The sequence below is a fragment of the Actinoallomurus vinaceus genome, from assembly GCF_039542055.1.
GTDB lineage: Bacteria > Actinomycetota > Actinomycetes > Streptosporangiales > Streptosporangiaceae > Actinoallomurus > Actinoallomurus vinaceus.
The window spans coordinates 149,054-173,028 of sequence record NZ_BAABHK010000011.1; the positions used below are offsets into that span (position 1 = coordinate 149,054).

Consider the following 23,975-nt stretch of genomic DNA (forward strand, 5'->3'; position numbering starts at 1 on the left):
CGCGATCAGAAACCGGCTCCGCGTCGCCCAACCCCCTGGGGCGCGGGGCCGTCCGCTGTCCGGGGGCGTCCGGTGCGTTTCTTGCCGGGCAGCATCCGGCCCTCGGCCTCGCGGCGCTTGGCCGCGACGATCCCTTCGGCCTGACGCTCGGCGCGCAGCTCGACCGCCACCGCGGCCGATCCGCTCGACGGCCGGACGCCTGCTCCTCGAACAACGCGTCATAGCCGTGCTCGCGCAACGCGTCGAGCTGGAGTTGGGGGTTCTGACGGTTGGGGGGTAGATCGGCGGGTATTAATCGAATATGCGTTCGAAAGGGGTGCGGTGTGAAGGGTGACCGGGTTGAGATCGTGATCGATGCCGGAGGGGCGACCCGCACCTATGAGGTCGTGGCGACGCGCGCGGGTCGCCGGGTCGAGGTCGTCACGCGCCGGGGTGTCGTCGAGGTCATCGAGGTCACGCGTACCGGTACGCCCGTACGGACCGCTCGCTTCATGGCGAGTCGCATCCTCGCGCTGGTCGAGCACCCGGTGAACGATCGGGGAGAGTCGCGGGCCGAAGCCGAGGACTAGGAGCCCTATCGGGCGGGGCGTACCTGGATCATGCCGTTGTCGCCGACCCGTGTCTCGAAGGCGGGCTGGCGGCCGGTGGCGGGGCCGTGGACGACGGTGCCGTCGCTGACCCGGAAGGTGCTGCCGTGCCAGGGGCAGACCACGCACGTCTCCTCGTCGACCTCGATCATGCGGCCCTGGTGCAGTGGCCCGTCGAGGTGGGAGCAGCGGTCGGCGAGGACGTAGACGTCATCGCCCTCCCGCAGGACGAACAGGCTGATGTAGCCGAGGTTCCGGTGGACCGGCCAGCCGTCGGGCAGCTCCTCCACCGTGCACAGGTCGTGCCAGCCCAGTGGGCCGAGGTGCGTGATCGACTCGGCGTGGCTCGGCCCGGCTCCCTGCCGGAACGCCAGGTGCCCGCCGAGGTACGCGCCGGCGACCAGCGCGGTCAGGCCGGCGAAGGAGAGTGCCTTGCCGGTGCCGAAATAGCCGCGCCTGCGGGCGACGAGCGAGGCGGTGTAGAACGTGCCCGCGGTGATGTTGCTGACCGCGTGGACCAGGCCGACGCGCTGCTGCTCACTGTGCAGGGACGACCAGTCCGCGATCCCCGTGAGCGCGGTCGGCACGGAGGCCGCCAAGCCGGTCGCCACGAGCACTTCGGCCGCCCGATCGGTCCCCGGGAGCAGGTCGAGCACGGCGGCCGACATGAAACAGCCGATCGGAATGTCGGTCAACGGTGGATGGGCGGGATGGCCCACCGGGACTCCGTGCAGCAGATCCTTGACGGGACCTGGGGGCAGCAACCGCCGTACGACCTTGGTGAAGAACCGGGAGGACCCGTCGAGGGCGTCGGCGTGTTCGAGATCTTCGGCGACCTGCAAGGGCCGGGGCCGCACCAGCGACCGGGAGATCCTGCTCACCCGTTGGCGGTTCACCGCACCTCCTCGGCTGGCTTCGCTTTTCGGACACTAGTCTGCCGTCCTTACGTCCCCGGCACCCGGGGTCCTACCCGTAACGATTTTCCCCGGCACCCGGGAGGACGGTCGGGGCCGGGAGGTCGGTCGGGGTCGGTTGGTCGGGGTCGGTTGGTCGGGAAGAGCAGGTTGGTCGGGAGAGATTCCGCGGGCACGACGTGATTCCTCGAAGTATCGCCCGTTCGGGCGGCGGCAATCGGCGCGTGCGGAGTTACCGTGGATTCAGGGCCGTGCGTCCTTGAAGGAGTGCCCCATGCCGGCGTGGGTGGTCTGGCTGGTCGTGGCGGCGGTTCTCGGAATCGCCGAGGTGACCACGTTGACGTTCGCGCTCGGCCTGATGGCGGTCGGCGCGCTCGTCGCCGCCGTGACCGCGTCGGCCGGGCTTCCCTTGGTGGTGCAGGTGATCGCGTTCGGCGCGACCTCGGCGGCCGGGCTGGCCGCGGTACGCCCGATCGCCGTCCGGCACATCCGGCAGCCACCGCTGCTCCGCAGCGGCACCGCGGCGCTCGTCGGCCGTGAGGCGCTGGCCCTCACCGAGGTCTCCCGCTACTCGGGCCGGGTGCGCATCGGCGGCGAGGAGTGGAGCGCGCGCCCGTACGACCCCGGAGTCGTCATTCCTGAGGGGGCGGCCGTGGACGTCCTCGCCATCGAAGGCGTCACCGCCCTCGTTCATCCCAGGGAGGACCCATGGCCGACCTCGCCCTAGCGGTCATCATCGCGCTGGTCATCGGACTGCTCATGGTGGCGACCGTGGTGATGCGGACCGTCTGGATCGTTCCCCAGGCCCGCGCGCGGAACGTCGAGCGCTTCGGGCGCTACCGCAAGACCCTGCAGCCGGGCCTGAACGTCATCGTGCCGTTCGTCGACCGGGTCAAGCCGCTGATCGACCTGCGCGAGCAGGTGGTGGCGTTCCAGGGACAGCCGGTCATCACCGAGGACAACGTCGTCGTGCACATCGACACGGTGCTGTTCTTCCAGGTCACCGACCCGCGGGCGGCCGACTACGAGATCGTCGACTACATCAAGGCGATCGAGCAGCTGACCGCGACGCAGCTGCGGAACGTCATCGGCACGCTGGACCTGGAGGCGACGCTGTCGTCCCGCGACCGGATCAACACGGCGCTGCGCGGCGTGCTGGACGACGCCTCCGGCAAGTGGGGCATCCGCGTGACGCGGGTGGAGATCAAGGCGATCGAGCCGCCGCAGTCCATCAAGGACGCGATGGAGAAGCAGATGCGGGCGGAGCGGGAGAAGCGCGCCACCATCCTGCAGGCCGAAGGCGTCCGCCAGTCCCGGATCCTGACCGCCGAGGGGGAGAAACAGGGCGCGATCCTGCAGGCGGAAGGCGCGCGGCAGGCCGCGATCCTCAAGGCCGAGGGCGAGGCCAAGGCCATCGCGCAGGTCTTCACCTCGATCCACGAGAACGATCCCGACCCGAAACTGCTCGCCTACCAGTACCTCCAGACGCTGCCGAAGCTCGCCGCCGGTGAGGGGAACACCTTCTGGGTCATCCCGGGCGAGATGACGTCCGCGCTGCGGGCCGTCACCGCGGCGTTCGGCGGTGCGGCTCAGGAGTCCGAGACTCCGGAGGGGGAGCGGGGCCGGCGGTCCCGGGCGGCCGAGGTGCCGGAGCCGCGGCCCGGAGCCATCGACGCGGCTGATGAGCAGAACGCCCTGCACGAGCACACGCCGCCGTTCGAGCTCGCCCCGGGCCGGGTGGACGCCGCCAAAGAGTGATCACCCGGAATCGCCGCGTGACCAGGGAAAACGTGGCGCGGGTTTTGTGGGTTATGTGACAAGCGTCACGCAAGGACCTCGGTTACGTTCGCGTGGCCGGGCGCCGGCCCGGCCACGCTCCAGTGCCGTGCCGAGGTGCGAATGTCTCTTCAGCCACGCCTGCAGCCGAACGCCGTGATGGCGATCGTCACCGCCGGTCTCCTCGCGGACGCGCTGTGGCGGCGGAGCCGCGCCGCGCGCCTCCAGCCACTCCCGCCCGCACCGGACACGCTTCCCGATTCCGCGCGGCAATACCGCGTCATCACCGCGGCCGGAGTCGACGTCGACGAACCGACCCGCCGGGCGGCCGTCGCGTACGCCCACCGTGAGGGTCTCGCCGTCCTCGACCTGGTACCGCGCGGGCTGGACGCGTTACGCGCCATGGAACTGGTACGACGCCTGGACCCGGCGTCGTACCGGACCGCGCGGCTGGCCCGCGGCGAAGGCGGCGGCCACGCCCTGCTGGTCGCGGCCGACGTGGTGGAGCGCGCCGGCCTCACCCGCTTCGAGGGCCTGACCACCGCCGAGATGGACGCGTTGACCGAGAGGCTCAAACGGTACGCGTCCGTGGCCACCGACCTGGCCGTGACGCCGGCGATCGACCCCGTCGACGCGACGGCCGCGGACCGGAGGGCGATTCTGCGCCGCCGCTGGCTGAGCGACCTTCCCACGTACCTGACCGCGAGAACCTGCTGGGCCTCGGGGCGTTCGCCGCCGGCGTCCTGCTCAGCCCCGGGTGGGGCACCAGCCGCTCGACCTGACCATGATCACGATGCTCGTCGTGCACCGGATGGTGCCCGATCCGGGCAAGCCGTGGCGCTATGAACCGTATCCCCGGCTGCGGGGCGCGGCCCGTACCGCCGCGTTCGTCACCGGAGGTCCGGTCATGCTCGCCGCCGCGATGGCCGACCAGCTGGCCTATCCCGTCATCCGGCGGAGCGGCCGGGGCAACGCGTACCGGGTGCTCGCCCGCAAGCGGGTGCGCTGAGCCCGGTCCAAGGCCGCCGTAAAGAAACCGTAAGCGCTCTCCCGCATGGTGAAGCCACGAAAGTGGGAGGGCGACATGGTGCGGCTGGCGGTCATCATCGCGAGCACCCGTAAGGGCCGGTTCGGTCCCACGGTGGCCGAGTGGTTCGCCGCCCGGGCCCGCCGACGCGGAGACCTTGAGGTCGATCTCGTCGACCTGGCCGCGATCCGTCTGCCCTCGACTCTCGGCGACCACGACGAGGCGGTACCGCCGCGGGTGGCGGAGTTCGGCACGCTCCTGGCGGCGGCCGACGCGTTCGTGGTCGTGACGCCGGAGTACAACCAGAGCTTCCCCGCCCCGCTCAAGACCGCGATCGACTGGCTGTACGAGGAGTGGCACGCCAAGCCGGTGGCCTTCGTCTCGTACGGCCGGGAGTCCGGCGGCCTGCTCGCCGTGGCCCAGCTGCGGCAGATCTTCACCGAACTGCACGCGGTGCCGATCGCGACGGCGATCAGTCTCCCGTGCTACTGGGATCTGTTCGCCGCGGACGGCAGCTGGCCGAAGGCCACCGCCTCCTGCAACACCGCTGTCAAGCCCCTGCTCGACCAGCTCGTCTGGTGGGCCCGCGCCCTGCGCGACGCCCGCACCGCCCGGCCCTACCCGGTCTGAACGACGATCACTCGGCCAGCGCCCGCGCGAAGGCCTCGTGGACATCGGCGGTGAACAGCACGAACCGCACCTCCTCCACTCGGCTCGGCGTCGCCCGTACGGTGCCGACCGCGACACGGGCCGCGTCGTCCAGCGGCCAGCCGTAGATCCCGGCGGACACGGCGGGGAAGGCGACCGTCGCGGCGCCGAGCTCGTCGGCGACCCGCAGCGATTCCCGGTAGCACGAGGCGAGCAGCTCGGACCGGTCCTCGGACCGGGAGTACACCGGCCCGACCGTGTGGATCACCCAGCGAGCGGGCAGCCGGCCCGCTGTCGTGGCCACCGCCTGCCCCGTCGGCAGGCCCTTGCCGTACTGGGACGCCCGCAGCTCGCGGCAGGCCGCGAGGATCTCCGGCCCGCCGCGGCGATGGATCGCGCCGTCCACGCCGCCCCCGCCGAGAAGCGAGGAGTTCGCGGCGTTGACGATCGCGTCGACCTCCTGCTCGGTGATGTCTCCCTGAACCAGCGTGATGGACGTCATCCGACCATCCAATCGCCTGCCGGTCCCGCCGTCGACCGCTCGGGCGGGGCACTCGCGGCATCGAAATTCCGCTCGATACCAATGTCGATGTTGGCGGCCATATTACGACCTTCTGGGGTTTTGGGTCGATTGGCGGGTGATACTGGCTACGTGACGCCCTGAAATGTGATCTTAAAAGGGCGTAAGGGGCAATAATTGCGCACCTCAAGGTAAGAAGGTGACTTAACGTGCTGAAAAAGGCGATTGCCGTCTGCGGTCTGGTAACCGCTGCCACGGCGGGTTCGCTGGGCATTACATCGTCCGCGTCCGCCCAGCAGTATCCGCCCGTCAACTACACTCCGACGGCGCTGACGCCCGGCGTGTCGTACACGCCGGCCATAGCGACCTACACGCCGTCCTTCGTTCCCGGGGGGCTCGTCACCGTCCCGACGCAGATCACCCAACCGGTCATCCTCCCTGGGCGGCTGGGCACCGTTGAGCTGCAGAAACTGGGGGAGCAGCTGAGCTCGCAGGCGGTCCAGATGCGTCTCCAGCATCAGCAGACGATGGAGCAGCTGAGCTCCCAGGCGCGCCAGACCGCCCTCCAGCACGACATCGCCATCGAGCAGATGAGGTCCCAGGAGCGCCAGACGGCTCTGGAGAATCAACGACTCGCCGAGCAGATGAGGTCTCAAGAGGCGCAGACCAGCCTCGAGAACGAGAAGCTGATGCAGCAGGCGACGAGTCGGCAGCGGTCCAGCGAGCTCCAGAGGGGACGCCCGACCGGCGGCGTCATCTTCGCCCAGACCTCATCGGAGCGGGTCTCGTCCGTCGGCTCGGAGGAAGCGACCAGCCCGCGGCAGGACGGGGACGGGTACGGGTACGGCGGCGAGGAGACTGCGGTGGAACAACCCTCGGAGAACGGCACGACGAGCGAGGGCTCTGCCGAAGGTGGCGGTTATTGATCGCGATACCGGCGTGCTCTCCGACGCCGGGTAGAAGTGAGCCGGGCCACCGATTCGGTCGGTGGTCCGGCATCGCGTCTGTGGTGAATCGTCAGTTTTTGCAGTGGACGGCGCGCATCCGTGAATAGGGCGCCGACGCTCCGCTGAGAACAGGTTCCGGCCGTGACCGTACGGCGTGGTCGAGGAACGCGGCCAGGTACACGCCGGTGATCCGCAACCCCAGGCCGCCGTCGATGGGGCCGAGGTCGAGAAGGCGGCGGAGAGGCGCGGCCAGGTAGTAGGAGGCGTAGTCGCTGAAGTTGAAGTGGTGGCTTCCCGCCAGCTCGTAGCACCACGCCGCTCCGGTGCTGGCGGCCAGCAGCGTACGGGCGGCGGCGGCGTCGGCGCGGCTCACGGCGTCGGTGGCCCGGCATACGCCGGTCACGCAGGATCCCGCACTGCCCACGATCATCGTCGGCCGGCCGAGCCCCGTCCGTACGACCGGCCCGAACTGGGTGCCGTCCAGGTCCACGGCGCCCGCGCAGTGCGCGTCGAGACGACAGGCCTCCAGCGACGCCGCACCGCCGAAGGAGTGTCCGACGTACGCCGGGTGCGCCGCGTCGACGTGGCCCGCGAACGGCTGCCCCAGCCCGGCCACCTGTCCCGCGGCGAAGCGCGCGTCGGCGGCCCAGATCGCCATGAGCGGGTCGCCGGCCTGGGCGGCGGCGCCGGTGCGGAGGTTGGCGGCGTTGAGCGCCGGGGGATTCCCCGCCGCCGTCGCGCGCACGGCGCGGCCGTGCAGCACGGTGAGGTTCGCGGTGTACGTCGGGGTGACGCCGGCGACGAGGTATCCGTGGCTCGCCAGGTCCTCGGCCAGCGCGGTGTACTGCGGCGCGGCGAGGCCCAGCCCGGGCAGCAGGACGACGATCGGAAACCGGCCGGCCGCCAGCGGCGCACCCTCGTACGCGTGCACCCGGACGGCGCCGAATCCCGTCTCGCCCAGCCCGGGCAGGCTCCCGAAGTGCAGACCGTTCCACGCGCCGGGCAGGTACGCCGCGCGCCGTCCGCCGGAGGGTACGGCCGGGTACCAGAGCCAGACCGACAGCTCGCGCGGGGTGCCGGGACGCGGGGCCAGCGGGTCGGTGCGCGTCCGGTCCGTCCAGTCGAACGTCGCCCGGCCCACGGCGTACGGACCGGTCGGAGTGGGCAGCGTGACCGGCCGGTCGTGCCGGATCGCGGCATAGCCGACGTACGTCCCGGTGGCGAGCACGACGGCGGACAGGATCGCCAGTGTCACCGTCACGACCGCCCGCCATCTCGGGCGTTCGCGCGTCGCAGGGTTCCGTTCGCTCATGTCGGGGAATAGTACACGTCGCGTAGTACGTAACGCGTAGTACAGTAGCCGCATGCGGGCGGGCGCCTCGATCCGCTCACCGCCGCCGCGGGTGCCGGCCTGCTCGTGCTGCCTGCGGCGTTCGTGGTCACCCTTCTCGACATCCGCCGCATCCCGACGACCGGCTGAACGCCGCGATCGGTATGGCCTTGCTCTCCCGGCACACCGGATCGCCCGACCGGGCGGCCCCCCAATGGAGGTGACGATGCCCACCCTTCTTCACGCGCTCTACGCCCGCCGCCTGCGTCGACAGGTCATGAACGGCCCGCTCCCCGAGCACGTCGGGCTGATCATGGACGGCAATCGCCGCTGGGCGCGGCAGATGGGCCTGGAGAACCCGAGTCTCGGGCACAAGTACGGCGCCGAGCACGCCGAGAACGTCCTGTCCTGGTGCGAGGCCGTGGGGATCAAGCACGCGACCGTGTTCCTGTGCTCGACGGAGAACCTCCAGAACCGCGGCGACGCCGAGGTCGCCTTCCTCATGCAGGTCATCGAGCGAATGGTGGCGGATCGGCTCGGCCGCCGGGACGCCCGCTGGCAGGTCCACGTCGCCGGCATGCTCGACGCGCTCCCCGACACGACCGCCCGCGCCCTGAAGGACGCCGTCGAGGCCACCCGCGACTGCGCGACCGGCGCGCACGTCACCCTGGCCGTCGGTTACGGAGGCCGGCAGGAGGTCATCGACGCCCTGCGTGATCACCTGTACGAACGAGGCGAGGCCGGAGAGTCCTTGGCCGACGTGGCATCGACCTTGAGGGTGGATGACATCGCCCGGCACCTCTACACGGCCGGGCAGCCCGACCCGGACCTCATCATCCGCACCAGCGGCGAACAACGAATGTCGAACTTCCTGCTCTGGCAGAGCGCCTACTCGGAGCTGTACTTCTGTGAGGCCAACTGGCCCGCGTTCCGTGAGATCGACTTTCTCCGGGCGCTACGCAGCTTCGCCGGCAGGCAGCGGCGCTACGGGTCCTGAACCGCCCCTCCCCGGGCTCCCCGGCCATCGCGCACCGCGTGGCCGGTCGAGGGCCGCCGCAGAAGAGCCGCTGTCCGTCGCGGCGTCGGCCGGATGCGGCGTGCCGCGCCACAGCGCGGGGCGCCAGGTGGCGGACGGCGAACGCACGCCTCCTGTCGCTGAGGGGGCTCCGCACCGGCCCGGATGGCCGCTACGGCTCGAAATCACACTCGATAGCGCTGCCGCAACGAATGGTCCGATTTGCGCTGTTATTACACTTTTATGGTCGATGGTGCCGCTTATCTGGACATACTGAACTCATGACCACCCTGAAGTTAGATGGTAAAGGGTGGAAGGAGTAATAGTTACCTAAGTTAAGGTAAGAGGGTGACCTGACATGTTGAAAAAGGCAATCGCTGCTTGCGGCGTGGTGACCGCCGCGTCGGCCGCATCGCTGATCGCCGCGTCACCGGCGTTCGCCCAGCAGTACCCGCCGCCTTATACGCCTACGACGGTCTACACGCCAACGACGGTGTACACACCGACCAACGTGCCCTTGTATCCGCCGAGCGTCTCGCCGATGTTCAACCCTTACGTCTCGCCGATGTTCAACCCTTACATCTCACCGGCGATCAATCCAAACATTTCACCGGCGATCAACCCTAATATCTCGCCAGCGATCAACCCAAACATCTCGCCGGTGATCAACCCGAATATCTCACCAGTGATCAACCCTAATATCTCGCCGACGATCAACCCAAACATTTCACCGGTGATCAATCCTAATATCTCACCGGCGATCAACCCTTATATCTCGCCGACGACGGTGCCACCGGGGCTCTACCCGCAACAGCCGACAACAGTGGTGGTCGTGACGCCGCGTTCACCGCAGTATGTCGCAGGCGCGGGGCAGAGTTCGCCCACGCGGGAGCGGGGCACGGAGCAGGGTTCACTCCAGCGCCAGAGCTCGGGCATGGAACAGAGTTCATCTGAGCAGGCGCCCGGCACGGAGCAGGGTTCACTCCAACGGCAGAGCTCGGGCACGGAACAGAGCTCATTCGAGCAGGCGCCCGGCACGGAGCAGGGTTCACTCCAGCGCCAGAGCTCGGGCATGGAACAGAGTTCATCCGAGCAGGCGCCCGGCACGGAGCAGAGTTCGGTCGAGGGGACGACCGGCATGGAGCAGAGCTCGGCTGAGGGGACGGCCGGCATGGAGCAGAGCACCGGCACGAGCCAGAGCTCTGGCGAAGAGAGCCTGGGTTGACGCCGACACTGAGTGAGAATTCTCAAGAGAGCCGGGCCCACGATCGATCGTCGGCCCGGCTCGGCGATGTCGGCTCCAACGGCCGTCTCGGTATGGCCGAGCGGTCGGCGCGGTGTCATGATCAGTCCGTGGAGACGCCCTTAGCGACGTGGCGGATGGGGACCGGCATCCGGGTCTTCGTGGGCCTGGTCATCGTCGCCCTGGCCGTGTTGGAGATCGGGTTCGCGAGCGTGCTGGTCGATCGGCGTGACCCGGGGTTGGTCGCCCCGTTGCTGTTGCTCCCCGGCTTGGCCGGGTGGCTCTGGTGGAGCTTCTTCCGGCCCTCGATCAGCCTCACGTCCACCGAACTCGTGCTCCGCAACAAGAGCCGGACCGAGCGGGTCGACCTGCGGACGATCGAGGCGGTCATGCCGAGCTCCGAGGGGCTGGTCGTCTTCGTCGGTGGCCGGCCCGCGTACGTCGGCTGGGCGGTCCAGAAGTCGAACCTCGCCATGTGGCTGCGCCGGGTGGGCCGCGCCGACCAGGTGGCGGAGCAGATCAGGCAGGCGGCGTTGGCCGTCGGCGCGCCCGTACGGCCGGCGTTCGGACTGCCGGACACGCCGCCGCCCGACTCACCCGCATGAACGCCTACCTCGATGCGGCTTATGCGACTCTTTATCACTTTCGGTGTGATCGCGCGCCGTTGATTTGCGGGCGGTCGCCTATTTCTCGGGAGGCGGAAGGGAGATAGTCCAGGTCCCCGCATCCGGAAGGTCCGGTGCCCCCACACTGGAGTGACCGATGAGACCGACGGTGTCCAGAACCGCTCTCATCCTGCCGATCGCCGCTGCCGCCCTGACCCTCGTGGCGGGCACCGCGTCGGCGGTCGACCCGCCGCCCGCCGGCTCGGTCCCCCCGGACCAGGACCCCTTCTACAGCGCGCCGGCCGACATCGGGTCCTACCGGCCGGGTCAGGTCGTCGACGAGCGGAAGATCACCCCGAAGGCCGGTGACCTGGCCGACAAGGTCGACGCCCGGCAGATCTCCTTCCGCACCGACGACTCGCACGACGGGCCCGAGCTGGCGGTCACGACCCTGCTCGTCCCGAAGAAGGCCTGGACCGGCGGCGGCTCCCGGCCCGTCGTCTCGGTGCAGGCGGCCGAGGACTCCACCGGCACCCAGTGCGCGCCGTCGTACGGGATCTCCTCGGGCGATGGGTACGCCGCGTCGTCCGCCTTGTTCGCCGGTTCCGTCCTCGACAAGGGCTGGGCGGTGGCGATGCCCGACTTCGAGGGGCCGAAGTCGGTGTTCATGGGCGGCCCGCAGGCCGGGCACGCCGTGCTCGACGGCATCCGGGCGGTGAGGAACCTCGGCGCGGGCGGCGTCGGCGCGAGCAACCCGTGGGCGCTGGACGGCTACTCCGGCGGCGCCCAGGCGACCGGCTGGGCCGCCGAACTCCAGCCCTCCTACGCTCCGGACGTACGGCTCGCCGGCGTGGCCATGGGCGGCACCCCGGCCGACCCGACGGCGGTGGCGCGGTCGCTGGACGGCGGGGCGTTCTCCGGCTTCGAGGCCGCCGCCACCGTGAGCCTGGCCGCGGAGTACCCCGAGGCGGGCATCGACGACCTGACCAACGCTCAGGGCAAGGAGGCGCTGCAGAAGGCGCGCGGTAAGTGCCTGACCGACCTGATCACCGGGTTCGCCTTCAAGAGGCTCGCGGACTACACGACCGTGCCCGACCCGCTGTCCGTGCCGTCCGTCGCCGCGATGCTCCAGAAGAACACCATGGGCGCGGCCGCCCCGGCGGCACCGGTCTACGACTACCACGCGAACACCGACGAGATCGTGCCCGTGGCCCAGGCCGACGCGCTGACCAGGGCATGGTGTGCCAAGGGCGCCACCGTGCAGGTCGTCCGGGACGTCATCGGCGAGCACGCCCTGGAGGCCGTCGTCCGAGGCGGCGACGCGCTGTCCTACCTCGCGGACCGCTTCGCCGGCAGGACACCCCCCGACACCTGCGCGTAGGCGCCACGGAGTCGTCGCGGATCAGGCGGCGGACCGCGGATTCCGCGCGGGCTCGGAGCGCGGCATCCAGCGGCGTACCGCCCAGACGAGGATCGCGAGGACGAACCCGTACACGGCGACCAGGCCGTGGCCGTTCTCCTGCAGGAACCACATCAGCAGCCCGACCACCGGGACGCCGATCGCCAGGGCCTGGTGCTTCCTGATCCTGGCCTGGGTCAGCAGGGCCAGGGCCAGGGTCGCGCCGAGGAAATAGGTGGCACCGGAGCTTCCGGCGAAGTTGCGGGGGTCGGTGCTGCGGCTCCCCAGGCCGAGCAGGGCGTCGATCTGCTCCGGAAGGAGGATGCCGGCGAGGAAGAAGGCGACGGTCAGCCGGCCGCCCCAGTACCACTGGGCGAGCGCGGCGACGATGGCGAGCGTGGCGATGTTCCAGGCGGCGCCGGAGACACCGCCGTTCTGCATGAAGACGGAGGTGAACACCCGCCACCAGCCGGCCTTGGAGGGGTCGTCGTCGAGCGCGGCCATGGCCCCCGACCAGCACAGCTGCAGGGCGACGCCGGCCAGGGCCAGCGCGGTCAGGCCGACGGCGGCCCACGGGATGGGACGCCCGCGCAGCGAGTCACGTCCAACGACCGCGAGCCCGCTGTTGATCATCATGATCATCAGCGCGGCCGTGGTCGCGAAGAACAGGAGTCCGCCCATGGCAGCCGCCCTTTCCAACACCGTTCGAAAGCAGTGAGGACACGCTAGCACAGGATTCAAACGGTGTTCGAAAATCGGGGTACGGTAGGGGCATGAAGCTCACCAAGGAGCGGATCGTCGACGCCGGCATGGCCACGTACGCGGAGGTCGGATACCACGGACTGTCCATGCGCCAAGTGGCGGAACGACTCGGCGCGCACGCGGGCAGCCTGTACTACCACGTGCGCAACAAGAACGACCTGCTCACGATGATGGCCGACCGCGTCTGCCGGCAGGCCTACGACGCCGGCACCGCCGCCTTGACCGCGCTCCCACCCGAGTCCACCTGGCAGGACGAGATCGAAGCCCAGGCCACCGCGCTGCGCCGCGTCATCGGCGAACACGCCGGCGGGGCCATCCTGCTGGCCGAGAGCCCCAAGATGCTCAGCCCCGGCGCCATGTCGATCATGGAACGCCTCCTGCGGACCCTCCTGAAGGCCGGCGTGCCCATCGACCATCGCATCGTCGCCGCCGACACCCTTCTCAGCCACGTCACCGGGTTCGTCCTCCAGGAACAGGCGACGTTCGAGACCCCGGCCGTCACCCAGGAGACCTACGCCGACCTGCTCACCCGCTTCCCGCACGTCTTCGAGGAGGCGCCCCGCCTGAGCCAGGACGAGAAGTTCCGGCACAGCGTCCGCCTCCTGTGCACGGCCGTCGAGGCCCTCATCAAGAGGTGAGCGCGGCGACGAGGGCGTGGAGTGGTCCCATCACAGTCGTCCGCGGTACCGCGTTCGGGTATCACGTCGCCGTCCCGGCTCTTTGCGGCGCATCGAGATGACGGAGGCCGCACCGGACGCCGCCGTACCGAGTCCGGCGATGACGGCCCCGATCGCGGCGAGCAGCGCCGTGCCGTCCGGTCCGCCACCCTGGCCCCCGCTGAGCGGTCCGATGGTCGGCAGAGCGGTGACGGTAACCGTGACCGTGGGGACCGGGTCGCTGGTGGAACTGGGCGATGGGGCGGTGGTGGAGGTCGGTGAAGAGACGGTGGGTGACTCCACGGACTGGGTCGTGCCAGGTCCGGGGGGCGAACCGTTGTTGCCCGACCCGCTCGAGAGCACCATCACCACCGCGCCGGAGAGGACGATCAGGGCGAGGACGGCCCCCGCGGCGAATCCGACGCAGCCCGGTCGGCGCGCAGCCGAGCTCGTCGTCTTCGCCTGGGGCGGTGCCGGGAAAGGTGCCGCTGGTGGGCCCGGCCAGGTCGGCTCATACTCCACGCGACGAGCCGGAGCCGGCTCGTCGGGCTCCCCGGCGAAGGGCTCCGATCGGCGGTTCTGCCGGAGCTGTAAACCGGCGAGCGTAACGCCGAGCGCGCCAATGATCGCTGCGAGGAGTGCGGTCATCGTCGCCGTCTGCATGTATGGAGACTAAGGTCCGTCACGGAAAGTGGGCACCGGATGGCTGAATGTGGCCTGGTCCGTAACGGCCACGGCAGGTCGAGGGCCATGTCCGCCGACGCGAGACGCACCGGCGTGAACTCGGCTCCCGGCTTGTGGCGAGATACGGGTGACCGATCCCCCGAGTGAAAGGGCCGCCCATGCCCGGACAGGCCACCCCGAGATGATCGCGGAGCCCGTGACACAGCCGGACTCCGTGGTCATCGCGGCCTCCCGCGACGATCCGGACGCCTTCGCCGCGATCTTCGATCGGTATTCCGCGATGCTCTACCGGTACGTCGTCAAGCGCCTCGGACCGGAGGTCGCGGAGGACCTGGTCGGTGAGACGTTCCTCATCGCCTTCCAGAAGCGTCACCGGTACGACCAGGATCACGCCGACGCCCGGCCGTGGCTGTTCGGCATCATCACCAAGCTGATCTCGCGGTATCGCCGCCGGGAGGCGGCCCGATACCGGGCGCTGGAGCGCACCCCAGCGGAGCACGCCGCCGTCGGCCCGGACGAACAGGTGCTGGCGGACGTCACCGCGCAGACGGCGCGCCCCGAGCTGGCGCGGGCGCTCGCGGGGCTGTCGCGCGGCGACCGTGACGTGCTGCTGCTGATCGCCTGGGCCGACCTTTCGTACGAGGAGACCGCGGGCGCGCTCGGCATCCCGATCGGCACGGTGCGCTCGCGCCTCAACCGCGCCCGGCGCAAGCTCCGCGACGCACTCGGCGGAACCGACCCCACGAAGGAGCGGAACGATGGATGAGATGACGATGCTCCGAGAGCTCGGCGAGCGGCTCAACCAGGAACCCCCCAGCACGCTCGCCCGCCAGCGAAATCGTCTGTCGGCCGGTCCCGCACGCGCCCGCGCGGTATGGCGGTGGCGGGCGGCCGTCGCCGGCGGACTCGCCGTGATCCTCGCCGTGGCATTCGCCCTGGTCCAGACCGTACGGTTCGGATCCCGGGAACCGGCCGCGTCGGCGCAGGCGGCGGACGTGCTCATCAGGGCGGCCGCGACCGCGGCGAAGGAACCGGCACCACGTCCGGGCCAGTTCGCGTTCGTGCACTTCAAAGAGGGGCAGGACGGGGAGACGCAGGAAGGAACGGACTGGCTGTCGGTGGACGGGCGCCATGTCGGGCTGCTTCGCAGAAATCCGCCTCTCGGCGGGCCACCCGGCCGTACGGGATGGGGCCAGGAGTGGGCGTGCGAGGAGGGAGACCACCCCGCGACCGACCTTCGGCATCCGCCGTCCTGCGAACCGTCGCGGACGTACCGGAGCGATCTGCCCACCGACGCGGGCCGGATGCTGGCCTATCTCTACGAGCAGGGCGAGGACGGTTCCAAGGCGGACGCCGCATGGGAGCAGGCCTCGGATCTGACGGCAGAGGTTCTCCCTCCCAGGTCACGGGCGGCGCTGTTCGGCGCGATGGCCCGGATCCCGGGGGCGACGGTCGTCAAGGACGTGGCCGACGAAGCCGGGCGCCGGGGCATCGGGGTGGCCTACGTGAGCGGGAGCACCGAGCACCGGGAGCGGGACATCTTGATCTTTGATCGGAGCACGTACGCGTTCCTGGGTGAGAAGGACGTGCTCGTGAAGAGCTACGACGGTCGTCCGCCGGGGACGGTCTTCGCCTACAGCGTGCTGTTGCGCACGGCGTACGTCGACCGGGTCGGGCAGCTCCCGTGACACACAGGGGCGGTCCCGGGCATCCGGGGCCGCCCCTCGTGAGGTGTCAGAGTGCGGTGATGAGCTGCCGGATCTCGTCCTCGGTGGTGTAGTAGTGCACCGACGCGCGTACCCGGGGTGCCGGCCGCACGCCCTCGTCGTACCGGTACGTCTGCTCGGAGACCCGCACGTTGATCCATCGCTCGGCGAGCGACGCGACGATCTCGGCGGGCTCCCGGTCGCGGTGCGTGAAGGTCACGATGCCCGACCGGTGCAGGCCCCGGTCCCGTACGGTGACGGCCGGGTTCTCGGCCAGGGCCGCCCGCAGCAGCGCGCCGAGCTCCAGCACGCGCCGTTCGATCGCCTCCATGCCGACCTCCAGGGCGTACTCCGCGGCGGCGCCGAGGCCGAGCTGCCCGGCGACCGAGCGTTCCCACGACTCGAACCGGCGCGCGTCGCCGCGCAGCTCGTACGAGTCCGGTCCCGTCCAGTCGGCGGCGCGCAGGTCCAGGAACGGTGGGTCGAGGCGGTCCAGTACCGACCGCCGTACGTAGAGGAAGCCGGTGCCGCGCGGGCCGCGCAGGAACTTGCGGCCCGTGGCCGACAGCACGTCGCAGCCGATCTCCTCGACGTCCACGACGAGCTGGCCGACGGACTGGCAGGCGTCGAGGAGGTAGAGGGCCCCCGCGGCGCGGGTCAGGCGGCCGACCTCGGCGGCCGGGTTGATCAGTCCGTCGTGGGTGGGGACGTGGTTGATCGCCACGAGCCGTACGTCGTCGTCGAGCGCGTTCGCCAGGGCGTCGAGCGAGATCTGGCCGTACTCGTCGTCCGGCACGACCTCGACCTTCACGCCGTGCCGGCGGACCGCGTGGAGGTACGCGATCGTGTTGCTGGAGTACTCGCTCGCCGTCGTGAGGATGCGGTCGCCCGTGCGGAAGGGGATGCCGTAGAACGCCATGTCCCAGGCGCGCGTGGCGTTCTCCGCGTAGGCGATCTCGTCGGGGTGCGCGCCGATGAGGCGGGCCAGGGAGTCGTACGTGCCGGTGATCCGGGAAAGGACGGCGTCGGCCGCCTCGTACCCGCCGATGCGCGCCTCGAGGTCCAGGTGGTCGCGTACCGCGTCGATCACGGCCCGTGGGGGCAGCGCCGCTCCGGCGTTGTTGAGGTGGACGACCTCCGCGCACCCGGGGGTCTCTGCGCGAATGCCCGAGATGTCCAGCAAGATCACTCCATTATCCGTGACGGGCGAAACGTGCCATCCTTGTGACCTTTCCCGGGGGAAGGGGGTGTGATGCGGCGTACGGTTGCGGCGGCGGCGCTGGTCGGTCTGGCCGGCGTGGCGGCGGCCTGTGGCGGTGGCGGCGACGCGAAGCGTCCACCGAAGGCCTCCGCTCCGTCCGGCCCGGTGGCGGGCGGTGTGCAGGACGGGCCGATCACGGTGGGGTTCGCCGGTGACGTCCACTTCAACGGGCCGCTCGCCAAGCGCCTCGCCGACCCGGCCACCGCGCTGGGGCCGACGATTCCCGAGCTGAAGCGTCCCGACCTCATGATGGTCAACCTGGAGACGGCCATCACGACGCGGGGGAAGAAGGCGCCGAAGGAGTTCACGTTCCGCGCTCCGGCGAGCGCGTTCGACGCGCTGCGGTCCGCCGGCATCGACGTGGTGACCATGGCCAACAACCACGCGATGGACTACGGGACGGTCGGCCTGCGCGACTCGCTCGCCGCCATCAGGAAGTCGCGGTTCCCCGTCGTCGGCATCGGCGCGAACGCCGCCCAGGCGTACCGGCCCTACTACGTGACGGTGAAGGGGAACCGGATCGCGGTGCTCGGCGCCACCCAGGTCCTGGACGACAACCTGGTCACGGCGTGGACGGCGACCCCGAAGAAGGGCGGCCTGGCCTCGGCGAAGAACGTCCCGCGCCTCGTCCAGGAGGTCCGCGCGGCGCGCAAGAAGGCCGACACCGTCATCGTCTACCTGCACTGGGGCCAGGAGCTGAATCCCTGCCCGCTGCCCCGCCAGAAGAGCCTGGCCCGCGCCCTCGTGCGGGCGGGCGCCGACGTGGTCGTCGGAGGGCACGCGCACATCCCGCTCGGCGGCGGCTTCATGAAGGGCCGGTACGTCGACTATGGGTTCGGCAACTTCTTCTTCACCGCACCGGACCGGAACGACCCCCACTCCGGCATCCTCGAGTTGACCCTCCGCAAGCGGAAGATCCTGAATGCCGAGTGGAAGCCGGCGTACATCACCAAGGGCGTGCCGCGGCTGCTCACCGGCGCGGCGGCGACCCGCGATCATACGAAGTGGGACAAGCTGCGCCGCTGCACCGGCCTCATCGCCACCCCCTGATCAGGAGGTGGCCGCGATGAGGTCGCGATACCAGGCGTACGACGCGCGCGGCGTCCGCTTCTGCGTCGCGTAGTCGACGTGGACGAGGCCGAAGCGCGGATGGTAGCCCTCGGCCCACTCGAAGTTGTCCAGCAGCGACCACACGTAGTAGCCGCGTACGTCGATGCCGTCGCTCATCGCCCCCCGTACGGCGCCGACGTGCGCGTTCAGGTAGCCGATCCGGGCGGTGTCGTCGAGTGACTCGTCGTAGGAGCAGCCGCTCTCGGTGATGTACACCGGCGGCAGCGCTGCACCGTACCGCTCCCGCAGGTCGACCAGCAGCCGGTGCAGGCCGTCGGGGACGATCGGCCAGCCCATGCCCGTCGTCGGGAAGCCGGTCAGGTCCCGCATCGCGAACGGCAGGGTGTCGTCGTCGGGGGCCGCGACTCCGGTCGGGTTGTAGTAGTTGACGCCCAGCGCGTCGATGGGCGCGGCGATGACCTCCAGGTCGCCGTCCCGGACGTAGGACAGGTCCAGGCCGAGGCCGGGGTAGCGGCCCAGCAGGATCGGGTCGGTGAACTGCCAGTTCAGCAGGGCGTCGAAGGCCACGGCCGCCGTGACGTCCTCGGGGCCGTCGCCGGCCGGCCAGGCGGGCGTGTAGTGGTTGGCGATCCCGATCCGGCCCGCTCCCTCGGCGCGCAGGGCGGTCGTGGCGAGGCCGTGGCCGAGCAGCTGGTGGTGGGCGGTGGGCAGGGCGTCGAGCATCATCGCCCGCCCCGGCGCGTACAAACCGAAGGCGTAGCCGTAGGCCATCACGACCATCGGCTCGTTCAGCGTGATCCACAGGTCGACCCGGTCGGCCAGCCGTTCGGCGACCAGCGCGGCGTACTCGGCGAACCGGTGGGCGGTGTCACGGTTCATCCAGCCGCCCTCGTCCTCCAGCGGCTGCGGCAGGTCCCAGTGGTACAGCGTGGGCACGGCCGCCACCCCGCGTTCGGCGAGACCGTCGACGAGCCGGTCGTAGAAGTCCAGGCCCTTGGGATTGGCGGGACCGCTGCCGGTGGGCTGGATCCGAGGCCAGGCGATGGAGAAGCGGTACGCGCGGGCGCCGAGCCCGGCGATCAGGTCGAGGTCCTCGGCCCAGCGGTGGTAGTGGTCACAGGCGACGTCGGCGGTGTGCCCGTCGCGTACCCGGCCGGACTGCCGGCAGAAGGTGTCCCACGTGGACGGGCCCCGGCCGTCCTCCGTCGTCGCGCCCTCGATCTGGTACGCCGATGTGGCAACGCCCCATTGGAAGTCAGAGGGGAACACGGGCGGCCTCCGCAGAACGTGAATGGTTCTCGGATCCTACGCGCCGGTATACGCGTCGTAAAAGGCATGATTGGACGTGTGACGACGGATAGCTCGGCGCTGCGGCGCCGACCTGCGCAACGACGGAGTGCCGAACGCGTCCAGCGCATGCTGGACGCCTGTGCGGAGATCCTCGACGAATCCGGGTACGACGGCCTGTCCACCACCAAGATCGCCCAGCGGGCGGACGTCGCGATCGGCTCGGTCTACCAGTTCTTCCCCGACAAGAAGGCCATCGCCCAGCAGCTCGCGCTGCGCAACCTCGACATGTTCGGCGACCGAGTAGGGGAGGCGCTCGCCGCGGAGGAGTTCGCGCACTGGTACGACGCCGTCGGCATCGTGATCGAGATCTTCGTGGACATGCACCGGACGGTCCCGGGCTTCCGCGTCCTGCGCTTCGGGGACATCGCCGACGTCCACCTGCTCGACGTCGCGGCCGAGAACAACGCCGTCGTCGCCGACCGGCTGAAGGCACTGCTCGTCTCGGCCTTCGACCTGCCGGACAACGGGGAGTTCGCCACCGCGCTCGCCGTCGCCGTCGAGGCGGCGGACGCGGTGCTCAAGCTCGCGTTCCGCCACGATCCCGAGGGCGACCCGGCGCTGCTCGCCGAGGTGAAACGCCTGATCCACGGATACCTGGCGGATCACCTCGGCGGACGATGACGACGCGGGCCCGCCCCCGGTACGGGGCGGGGCCCGCAGGTGGCGTCTGTCGGGGAAGAAACCCGGCCGCGTAGACGGGGACCGGGCCCGCGTCGTGCCGATGCGGCCCGGGCCGGCGCGCCGGAGACGGCGCCCGGCCGGACCGTCAGATCAGCGGCGGAGGAGCCGCCAGGCGCCGGGCAGCAGTCCGGCGGCGAGGGCGATCTTGATCGCGTCGCCGATGAGGAACGGCCGGACGCCCAAGCTCAGCGCCTTGCCCAGGTCGCTGTGGGTCCAGGCCATCAGCCACGGCACCCCGGCGGCGTAGATCACCGCGAGACCGATCGCCATCGTGCCCACGGTCCGCAGCGGCGACCGGTCGCCACCGCGCGCGGCCAGGGCGCCCACGACGGCCCCGGCGAGCACGAAACCGATGATGTAACCGAACGACGCCATGTGCCAGCCCGAGGCGCCCTCGGCGAACCACGGCACGCCGACCATCCCGGCGAGCGCGTACAGCAGCATGGAGGCGGCACCTCGGCCGAGCCCGAGCGCAGCCCCGGACAGCAGCACGGCGAACGTCTGGCCGCTCACCGGCACCGGCGTTCCGGGGATGGGCACGCTCACCTGCGCGGCGATCCCGACGAAGACGGCCGCGCCGACGACGAGCGCGACGTCACGAACCAGCCGGCCCGGCACCAGATCGCCGAGGACGGCCGGACGGGTCGCCACAGCCTGCGTGTTGGACACGAAGTACCTCCCTTTCGAGGGTTATCGCGCTCATTGTCGCTTCTAGGGGCCGCTCTCGGCGGGCGGCGTTCCCGCCAAAAGATGCCACCCCGGCTTTGTAATCCCGCTCGCGTCGCAGTGGAGACCGTCGGCAGGTCGTCCTCACCGTTGTCCGTCGGCGACGGACAGCAGGACGTCGACCAGCCGGTCGGCCGCGTCAGGACGGCCCATGGAACGGGCATGCTGCGCCATCGTCGTACGCCGGGCAGGGTCGGTGAGCAGCGGCTCGACGGCGGCGCCCAGGGCCTCCGGCGTGGCCTCACCGACCAGCGCGACGGCGGCGCCGACCTCCTGCAGGTGGCGCGCGTTGTGCGCCTGCTCGTCACCCGCCGAGGAGGCGAGGGGGATGAACACGGCCGCCTTGCCCAGGGCGGTCAGCTCCGCGATCGTGCCCGCGCCGCTCCGGGAGATCACCACGTCGGCCAGGGCGAGGACGTCGGGCAGCTCCGGACCCACGTAGCCGGTCAGCAGGTAGCGCGCCGCGGCCTCGTCCGGCAGACCGGCGGTGTGCTGCCGCAGGTCGGCGAGGTTGTCCGGCCCGCACTGGTGGATGACGTTGGCGTGGGACAGCAGCCACGGCAGGATGGCGGCGACGAGGGTGTTGATCTGCTGTGACCCCTGGGCGCCGCCGGTGACGTACACGGTGGGGCGGCGCGGGTCGAAGCGGTGCAGGCCGAGCCCGTGGATCGCCTTGTCCGGCTGCCCGGACAGCACCTCGGGCCGTACCGGGTTGCCGGTGACCACCGCCGCCGAGCGCACCGACTCGGGAAGCAGCGGCAGAGTGGACTCCGAGGACACGGCGACGCGTGTCGCCCGGCCGGCGAGGGACCGGTTGGCCAGACCGAGGCGGACGGTCTGCTCGTGGACCACCAGGGGACGGCGGCGCATGCTGGCCGCCAGACCGACCGGAACGGCGACATAGCCGCCCGTGGCCAGCACCACGTCGGGCCGGAATCGCTTGACGATCCGGCGAGCCTGGAGCACGCCCAGCGGCACCCGCAGCATGTCCTTCACATTGGCCGGCGACAGCATCTTCAACGGGTTGCTGGACCGGCGGATCTTGCCGGTGGCGACCGACGCGAACCGGATGCCCTCGCCGGTCGCGACCCGGGACTCCAGACTGTCGGCGGTCCCCACCCACAGGACCTCCAGCCCCCGGCCGGAGGCCGCGAGCCTGGCCTGCAGCGTACGAACGGCGGTGAGAGCGGGGTACGTGTGGCCGCCCGTCCCACCACCCGTGACGATCAGGCGGAAGACCTGATCCGGAGCGGACGGGAGACGGCCGGCGGTATCGCTGTACACGGAGAGAGCGCCAATCTGATCACGTGGACGGAATCCATCCCACGGTATAAGTGATCAAGGCACTCCCTGCCGACAACGAGAGATCGCCCGGTCTTCATCCCCAGCCGTGGAGGGCGAGGGGCGTGCCGGTCAGGTAGGCGTTGATGCCGGCGGCCGGGTAGCTGATGGTGTTGGACGGCCCGGTCGCGAAGAACATGCCCAGCCGGGCGAGATCCGGTTGCCGGCAGTGGTGGACGACGGCGGCCAGGCGCAGGTCGGAAGGATCGATCCGGACGCCGACCTCCTCGCGCGCTTCTCGCGCGGCGCCGTCGGTGACGGATTCGCCCTGCTCAAGATGGCCGCTGGGCAGGTGGAACATGCCGTCGCCGTACCCGGTGCCCTGGCGTTCCAGAAGCAGGATCTCGTCGCCGCGTTCCAGGATGACGTGCACGTCGATGATCGACCGATACCGCTCCGGCATGCGCCCCCTGTTCACGTAAAGACGATTCCGAAAATGCGCCACAGCATGGCCGTATCTCTCGGCCGGGTGCTCACTCAGGCCTTTGGGTTTGAGGGGACCCGGAGCCTCCCTTTGTCGGCGAGCGATCGGATCTCCAGCGCGGCCCTGGGCAGGTTCGCCGCGTAGGGCTGTCACAAACATGGGAGCCGTCTTGTCCTTACTGCGGACAGTCTCTGTTTGGAGGAATACATGAGCGCTGAGCACGCACACCTGCCCCCGGGCGTTGAGGTGATCGCGACCCTGCCGGAGGCGGCGGCCCGGATCCCGGCCGGTGCCGAGGCCAGGACCGTCCGGATCACCCTGTCGCCCGGTGACCCCGGCGCACCGCCGCACCGGCACCCCGGGCCGATCTTCGGCTACGTGACCCAGGGCGAGATCCTCTTCGAGCTGGAGGGGCAGCCGCCCCGGGTGCTCAAGGCCGGTGACGCCGTGTTCGAGCCCGGGGGCGACGTGATCCACTACCAGGGCGGCAACAACCTTTCCGACGCGCAGTCGCAGCTGGTGGTGACCATGTTCGCGCAGCCGGGTACCCCGATTCTGACCGTGGTCAGCGCGGAGGAACTGGCCGAACGACGACACCTCCGGTTTACCCGGCCATGATGGCCACCGGTGCCCCGGATCTCCCTTTCCGCGCTGGCCGAGCAACAGCCGGCCGCCCCCACGGCGGCTAGCAGCGGCCGCAGCGCGGTCACCGTGCACCGGCGGGCACGGTTCTGACGTGAGACAGCGGCAGGACCGTGTTCCGGCCGTACGGCCCTCAGGTCGGGGGTCGTACGGCCGGCTTGCAGAGGACGGCGGCGAGGTCTGGCATAACGCCTGAATGCCGCCAACGGGCGAGGGTCTTTGTTCTGCGCTGTACCTTCAGGCGGGAAAATTGTCGTGTGGCGGGACAGCGCAGAACGAGGGCAGCCGTCCCGGCCGGAAAAGGGTCCCGTTTGCTCCAGGGATCGCCCAGGTTGCGTCAGCTCTTGAGGTCCTCCAGGCCGGTCGCCACCAGTAGCGGCGTGAACTCGGTGATGCTGTGCTCGGCGACGCCGTTGATGAGGTACGGGTCGGTGGCGAGCATGCGGTCGAGCTCTTCGGCGGGCATGTCGGGGACGAGGTAGATTCCGCCGATCAACGGGACCTGGCGTCCGGCGACGAGGAGCAGGCGTCGTGAGATGAGGTCCTTGAGCCAGTCGCCGTGCGCCGGGCGCAACGGGTCCACGTCCTCCAGTGGTGCGGTGTAGGTCACCGTGACGATGAACATGCGTGGATTGTGGCAGAAGTGGATCATGACACGGC

General features: G+C 70.3%; 29 protein-coding genes. 17 read left to right on the top strand and 12 right to left on the bottom strand.

Translation table 11 applies throughout. The features are described 5' to 3' along the window. Positions 1-5: 5 nt before the first annotated feature. On the bottom strand, positions 6-170 hold the full coding sequence (locus tag ABEA24_RS33505; protein WP_345435813.1) for a hypothetical protein: 165 nt from the start codon (positions 168-170) through the stop codon (positions 6-8). Positions 171-323: 153 nt separating this feature from the next. Here ABEA24_RS33505 and ABEA24_RS33510 point away from each other — a divergent pair, with 153 nt between their 5' ends. Beyond that, positions 324-569 carry a hypothetical protein gene (locus ABEA24_RS33510; RefSeq protein WP_345435815.1) on the top strand — a complete coding sequence of 82 codons (246 nt, stop codon included), beginning with the start codon at positions 324-326 and terminating at the stop codon, positions 567-569. A gap of 5 nt (positions 570-574) precedes the next feature. Here the strand turns inward: ABEA24_RS33510 and ABEA24_RS33515 are convergent, their stop codons facing one another. Then, positions 575-1,483, bottom strand: coding sequence for a Rieske (2Fe-2S) protein (locus ABEA24_RS33515; RefSeq protein ID WP_345435816.1), 909 nt, complete (start codon positions 1,481-1,483; stop codon positions 575-577). A 292-nt stretch (positions 1,484-1,775) separates the two neighbouring features. Here ABEA24_RS33515 and ABEA24_RS33520 point away from each other — a divergent pair, with 292 nt between their 5' ends. The 5 genes from ABEA24_RS33520 (at position 1,776) to ABEA24_RS33540 (ending at position 4,934) form a co-directional block, all read left to right on the top strand. Then, entirely contained in the window at positions 1,776-2,228 is a 453-nt protein-coding gene (locus ABEA24_RS33520; protein ID WP_345435818.1) for an NfeD family protein, read from the top strand. Further along, complete coding sequence (locus ABEA24_RS33525) at positions 2,210-3,259, top strand: SPFH domain-containing protein (protein WP_345435820.1); 1,050 nt, start codon at positions 2,210-2,212, stop codon at positions 3,257-3,259. Before ABEA24_RS33520 ends, ABEA24_RS33525 begins: the two co-directional genes overlap by 19 nt. A 141-nt stretch (positions 3,260-3,400) precedes the next feature. After that, a complete protein-coding gene (locus ABEA24_RS33530) occupies positions 3,401-4,123 on the top strand; it encodes a hypothetical protein (protein ID WP_345435823.1) in 723 nt (240 codons plus the stop codon). Beyond that, positions 4,071-4,286, top strand: coding sequence for a hypothetical protein (locus ABEA24_RS33535; RefSeq protein ID WP_345435825.1), 216 nt, complete (start codon positions 4,071-4,073; stop codon positions 4,284-4,286). Before ABEA24_RS33530 ends, ABEA24_RS33535 begins: the two co-directional genes overlap by 53 nt. A 45-nt stretch (positions 4,287-4,331) precedes the next feature. Further along, entirely contained in the window at positions 4,332-4,934 is a 603-nt protein-coding gene (locus tag ABEA24_RS33540) for an NADPH-dependent FMN reductase (RefSeq protein ID WP_345435827.1), read from the top strand. 7 nt (positions 4,935-4,941) lie between these two features. Here ABEA24_RS33540 and ABEA24_RS33545 read toward each other — a convergent pair whose 3' ends face one another. Continuing rightward, a complete protein-coding gene (locus ABEA24_RS33545; RefSeq protein ID WP_345435829.1) occupies positions 4,942-5,454 on the bottom strand; it encodes an O-acetyl-ADP-ribose deacetylase in 513 nt (170 codons plus the stop codon). Between the two features lie 227 nt (positions 5,455-5,681). On the opposite strand from ABEA24_RS33545, the gene ABEA24_RS33550 reads away from it, so the two are divergent. After that, positions 5,682-6,398: a hypothetical protein gene (locus ABEA24_RS33550; protein WP_345435831.1), complete on the top strand. Its 717-nt coding sequence runs from the start codon at positions 5,682-5,684 to the stop codon at positions 6,396-6,398. A 91-nt stretch (positions 6,399-6,489) separates the two neighbouring features. Here the strand turns inward: ABEA24_RS33550 and ABEA24_RS33555 are convergent, their stop codons facing one another. Beyond that, positions 6,490-7,731: an alpha/beta hydrolase gene (locus tag ABEA24_RS33555; protein ID WP_345435833.1), complete on the bottom strand. Its 1,242-nt coding sequence runs from the start codon at positions 7,729-7,731 to the stop codon at positions 6,490-6,492. Between the two features lie 244 nt (positions 7,732-7,975). Here ABEA24_RS33555 and uppS point away from each other — a divergent pair, with 244 nt between their 5' ends. From uppS to ABEA24_RS33575, 4 genes are all read left to right on the top strand, one after another. Further along, a complete protein-coding gene (uppS, locus tag ABEA24_RS33560; RefSeq protein WP_345435835.1) occupies positions 7,976-8,746 on the top strand; it encodes a polyprenyl diphosphate synthase in 771 nt (256 codons plus the stop codon). 376 nt (positions 8,747-9,122) lie between these two features. Further along, positions 9,123-9,989 (top strand): hypothetical protein, encoded by an 867-nt coding sequence (locus ABEA24_RS33565; RefSeq protein WP_345435837.1) that lies wholly within the window; start codon positions 9,123-9,125, stop codon positions 9,987-9,989. A gap of 128 nt (positions 9,990-10,117) precedes the next feature. After that, on the top strand, positions 10,118-10,612 hold the full coding sequence (locus tag ABEA24_RS33570) for a hypothetical protein (RefSeq protein WP_345435839.1): 495 nt from the start codon (positions 10,118-10,120) through the stop codon (positions 10,610-10,612). Positions 10,613-10,781: 169 nt separating this feature from the next. Beyond that, a complete protein-coding gene (locus ABEA24_RS33575; protein WP_345435841.1) occupies positions 10,782-11,993 on the top strand; it encodes a lipase family protein in 1,212 nt (403 codons plus the stop codon). A gap of 21 nt (positions 11,994-12,014) precedes the next feature. Here the strand turns inward: ABEA24_RS33575 and ABEA24_RS33580 are convergent, their stop codons facing one another. Then, positions 12,015-12,692 (bottom strand): hypothetical protein, encoded by a 678-nt coding sequence (locus tag ABEA24_RS33580; protein ID WP_345435843.1) that lies wholly within the window; start codon positions 12,690-12,692, stop codon positions 12,015-12,017. Between the two features lie 92 nt (positions 12,693-12,784). On the opposite strand from ABEA24_RS33580, the gene ABEA24_RS33585 reads away from it, so the two are divergent. Next, a complete protein-coding gene (locus ABEA24_RS33585) occupies positions 12,785-13,411 on the top strand; it encodes a TetR/AcrR family transcriptional regulator C-terminal domain-containing protein (RefSeq protein ID WP_345435845.1) in 627 nt (208 codons plus the stop codon). 30 nt (positions 13,412-13,441) lie between these two features. Here ABEA24_RS33585 and ABEA24_RS33590 read toward each other — a convergent pair whose 3' ends face one another. Further along, positions 13,442-14,092 carry a hypothetical protein gene (locus ABEA24_RS33590; protein WP_345435847.1) on the bottom strand — a complete coding sequence of 217 codons (651 nt, stop codon included), beginning with the start codon at positions 14,090-14,092 and terminating at the stop codon, positions 13,442-13,444. 217 nt (positions 14,093-14,309) lie between these two features. On the opposite strand from ABEA24_RS33590, the gene ABEA24_RS33595 reads away from it, so the two are divergent. Together ABEA24_RS33595 and ABEA24_RS33600 are read left to right on the top strand one after the other, a co-directional pair. After that, a complete protein-coding gene (locus ABEA24_RS33595; protein WP_345435849.1) occupies positions 14,310-14,879 on the top strand; it encodes an RNA polymerase sigma factor in 570 nt (189 codons plus the stop codon). Then, complete coding sequence (locus tag ABEA24_RS33600; RefSeq protein WP_345435851.1) at positions 14,872-15,801, top strand: CU044_5270 family protein; 930 nt, start codon at positions 14,872-14,874, stop codon at positions 15,799-15,801. The genes ABEA24_RS33595 and ABEA24_RS33600 overlap by 8 nt, the downstream gene beginning before the upstream one ends. A gap of 46 nt (positions 15,802-15,847) precedes the next feature. On the opposite strand, the gene ABEA24_RS33605 is transcribed toward ABEA24_RS33600, so the two are convergent. After that, positions 15,848-17,008, bottom strand: coding sequence for an aminotransferase class V-fold PLP-dependent enzyme (locus tag ABEA24_RS33605; protein ID WP_345435853.1), 1,161 nt, complete (start codon positions 17,006-17,008; stop codon positions 15,848-15,850). A gap of 63 nt (positions 17,009-17,071) precedes the next feature. On the opposite strand from ABEA24_RS33605, the gene ABEA24_RS33610 reads away from it, so the two are divergent. Then, positions 17,072-18,130, top strand: coding sequence for a CapA family protein (locus ABEA24_RS33610; RefSeq protein ID WP_345435855.1), 1,059 nt, complete (start codon positions 17,072-17,074; stop codon positions 18,128-18,130). Here ABEA24_RS33610 and ABEA24_RS33615 read toward each other — a convergent pair whose 3' ends face one another. Then, complete coding sequence (locus ABEA24_RS33615; protein ID WP_345435857.1) at positions 18,131-19,420, bottom strand: GH1 family beta-glucosidase; 1,290 nt, start codon at positions 19,418-19,420, stop codon at positions 18,131-18,133. It lies immediately after the preceding gene. A 78-nt stretch (positions 19,421-19,498) separates the two neighbouring features. Between ABEA24_RS33615 and ABEA24_RS33620 the strand changes: the two genes are divergently transcribed. Next, complete coding sequence (locus tag ABEA24_RS33620) at positions 19,499-20,122, top strand: TetR/AcrR family transcriptional regulator (RefSeq protein ID WP_345435859.1); 624 nt, start codon at positions 19,499-19,501, stop codon at positions 20,120-20,122. Positions 20,123-20,272: 150 nt separating this feature from the next. On the opposite strand, the gene ABEA24_RS33625 is transcribed toward ABEA24_RS33620, so the two are convergent. The 3 genes from ABEA24_RS33625 to ABEA24_RS33635 all read right to left on the bottom strand — a co-directional run bounded on the left by ABEA24_RS33625 (position 20,273) and on the right by ABEA24_RS33635 (position 22,667). Beyond that, positions 20,273-20,851 carry a biotin transporter BioY gene (locus ABEA24_RS33625; protein WP_345435861.1) on the bottom strand — a complete coding sequence of 193 codons (579 nt, stop codon included), beginning with the start codon at positions 20,849-20,851 and terminating at the stop codon, positions 20,273-20,275. 141 nt (positions 20,852-20,992) lie between these two features. Next, the gene (locus tag ABEA24_RS33630; protein ID WP_345435863.1) at positions 20,993-22,192 is read right to left on the bottom strand and encodes a UDP-N-acetylglucosamine--N-acetylmuramyl-(pentapeptide) pyrophosphoryl-undecaprenol N-acetylglucosamine transferase; all 1,200 of its coding nucleotides are present in this window, start codon (positions 22,190-22,192) and stop codon (positions 20,993-20,995) included. Between the two features lie 94 nt (positions 22,193-22,286). Continuing rightward, positions 22,287-22,667 (bottom strand): NUDIX domain-containing protein, encoded by a 381-nt coding sequence (locus ABEA24_RS33635; RefSeq protein WP_425551264.1) that lies wholly within the window; start codon positions 22,665-22,667, stop codon positions 22,287-22,289. A gap of 213 nt (positions 22,668-22,880) precedes the next feature. Between ABEA24_RS33635 and ABEA24_RS33640 the strand changes: the two genes are divergently transcribed. Then, positions 22,881-23,291, top strand: coding sequence for a cupin domain-containing protein (locus ABEA24_RS33640; protein ID WP_345435865.1), 411 nt, complete (start codon positions 22,881-22,883; stop codon positions 23,289-23,291). A gap of 361 nt (positions 23,292-23,652) precedes the next feature. On the opposite strand, the gene ABEA24_RS33645 is transcribed toward ABEA24_RS33640, so the two are convergent. Next, complete coding sequence (locus tag ABEA24_RS33645; protein WP_345435867.1) at positions 23,653-23,940, bottom strand: YciI family protein; 288 nt, start codon at positions 23,938-23,940, stop codon at positions 23,653-23,655. Positions 23,941-23,975: the final 35 nt, after the last annotated feature.

Coding starts and splice junctions, on each gene's coding strand:
- ABEA24_RS33520 (WP_345435818.1), top strand. CDS start 1,776: ATGCCGGCGTGGGTGGTCTGGCTGGTCGTGGCGGCGGTTCTCGGAATC.
- ABEA24_RS33645 (WP_345435867.1), bottom strand. CDS start 23,940: ATGTTCATCGTCACGGTGACCTACACCGCACCACTGGAGGACGTGGAC.
- ABEA24_RS33600 (WP_345435851.1), top strand. CDS start 14,872: ATGGATGAGATGACGATGCTCCGAGAGCTCGGCGAGCGGCTCAACCAG.
- ABEA24_RS33640 (WP_345435865.1), top strand. CDS start 22,881: ATGAGCGCTGAGCACGCACACCTGCCCCCGGGCGTTGAGGTGATCGCG.
- ABEA24_RS33540 (WP_345435827.1), top strand. CDS start 4,332: ATGGTGAAGCCACGAAAGTGGGAGGGCGACATGGTGCGGCTGGCGGTC.
- ABEA24_RS33535 (WP_345435825.1), top strand. CDS start 4,071: ATGCTCGTCGTGCACCGGATGGTGCCCGATCCGGGCAAGCCGTGGCGC.
- uppS (WP_345435835.1), top strand. CDS start 7,976: ATGCCCACCCTTCTTCACGCGCTCTACGCCCGCCGCCTGCGTCGACAG.
- ABEA24_RS33530 (WP_345435823.1), top strand. CDS start 3,401: ATGTCTCTTCAGCCACGCCTGCAGCCGAACGCCGTGATGGCGATCGTC.
- ABEA24_RS33585 (WP_345435845.1), top strand. CDS start 12,785: ATGAAGCTCACCAAGGAGCGGATCGTCGACGCCGGCATGGCCACGTAC.
- ABEA24_RS33565 (WP_345435837.1), top strand. CDS start 9,123: ATGTTGAAAAAGGCAATCGCTGCTTGCGGCGTGGTGACCGCCGCGTCG.
- ABEA24_RS33525 (WP_345435820.1), top strand. CDS start 2,210: ATGGCCGACCTCGCCCTAGCGGTCATCATCGCGCTGGTCATCGGACTG.
- ABEA24_RS33590 (WP_345435847.1), bottom strand. CDS start 14,092: ATGCAGACGGCGACGATGACCGCACTCCTCGCAGCGATCATTGGCGCG.
- ABEA24_RS33545 (WP_345435829.1), bottom strand. CDS start 5,454: ATGACGTCCATCACGCTGGTTCAGGGAGACATCACCGAGCAGGAGGTC.
- ABEA24_RS33555 (WP_345435833.1), bottom strand. CDS start 7,731: ATGAGCGAACGGAACCCTGCGACGCGCGAACGCCCGAGATGGCGGGCG.
- ABEA24_RS33580 (WP_345435843.1), bottom strand. CDS start 12,692: ATGGGCGGACTCCTGTTCTTCGCGACCACGGCCGCGCTGATGATCATG.
- ABEA24_RS33610 (WP_345435855.1), top strand. CDS start 17,072: ATGCGGCGTACGGTTGCGGCGGCGGCGCTGGTCGGTCTGGCCGGCGTG.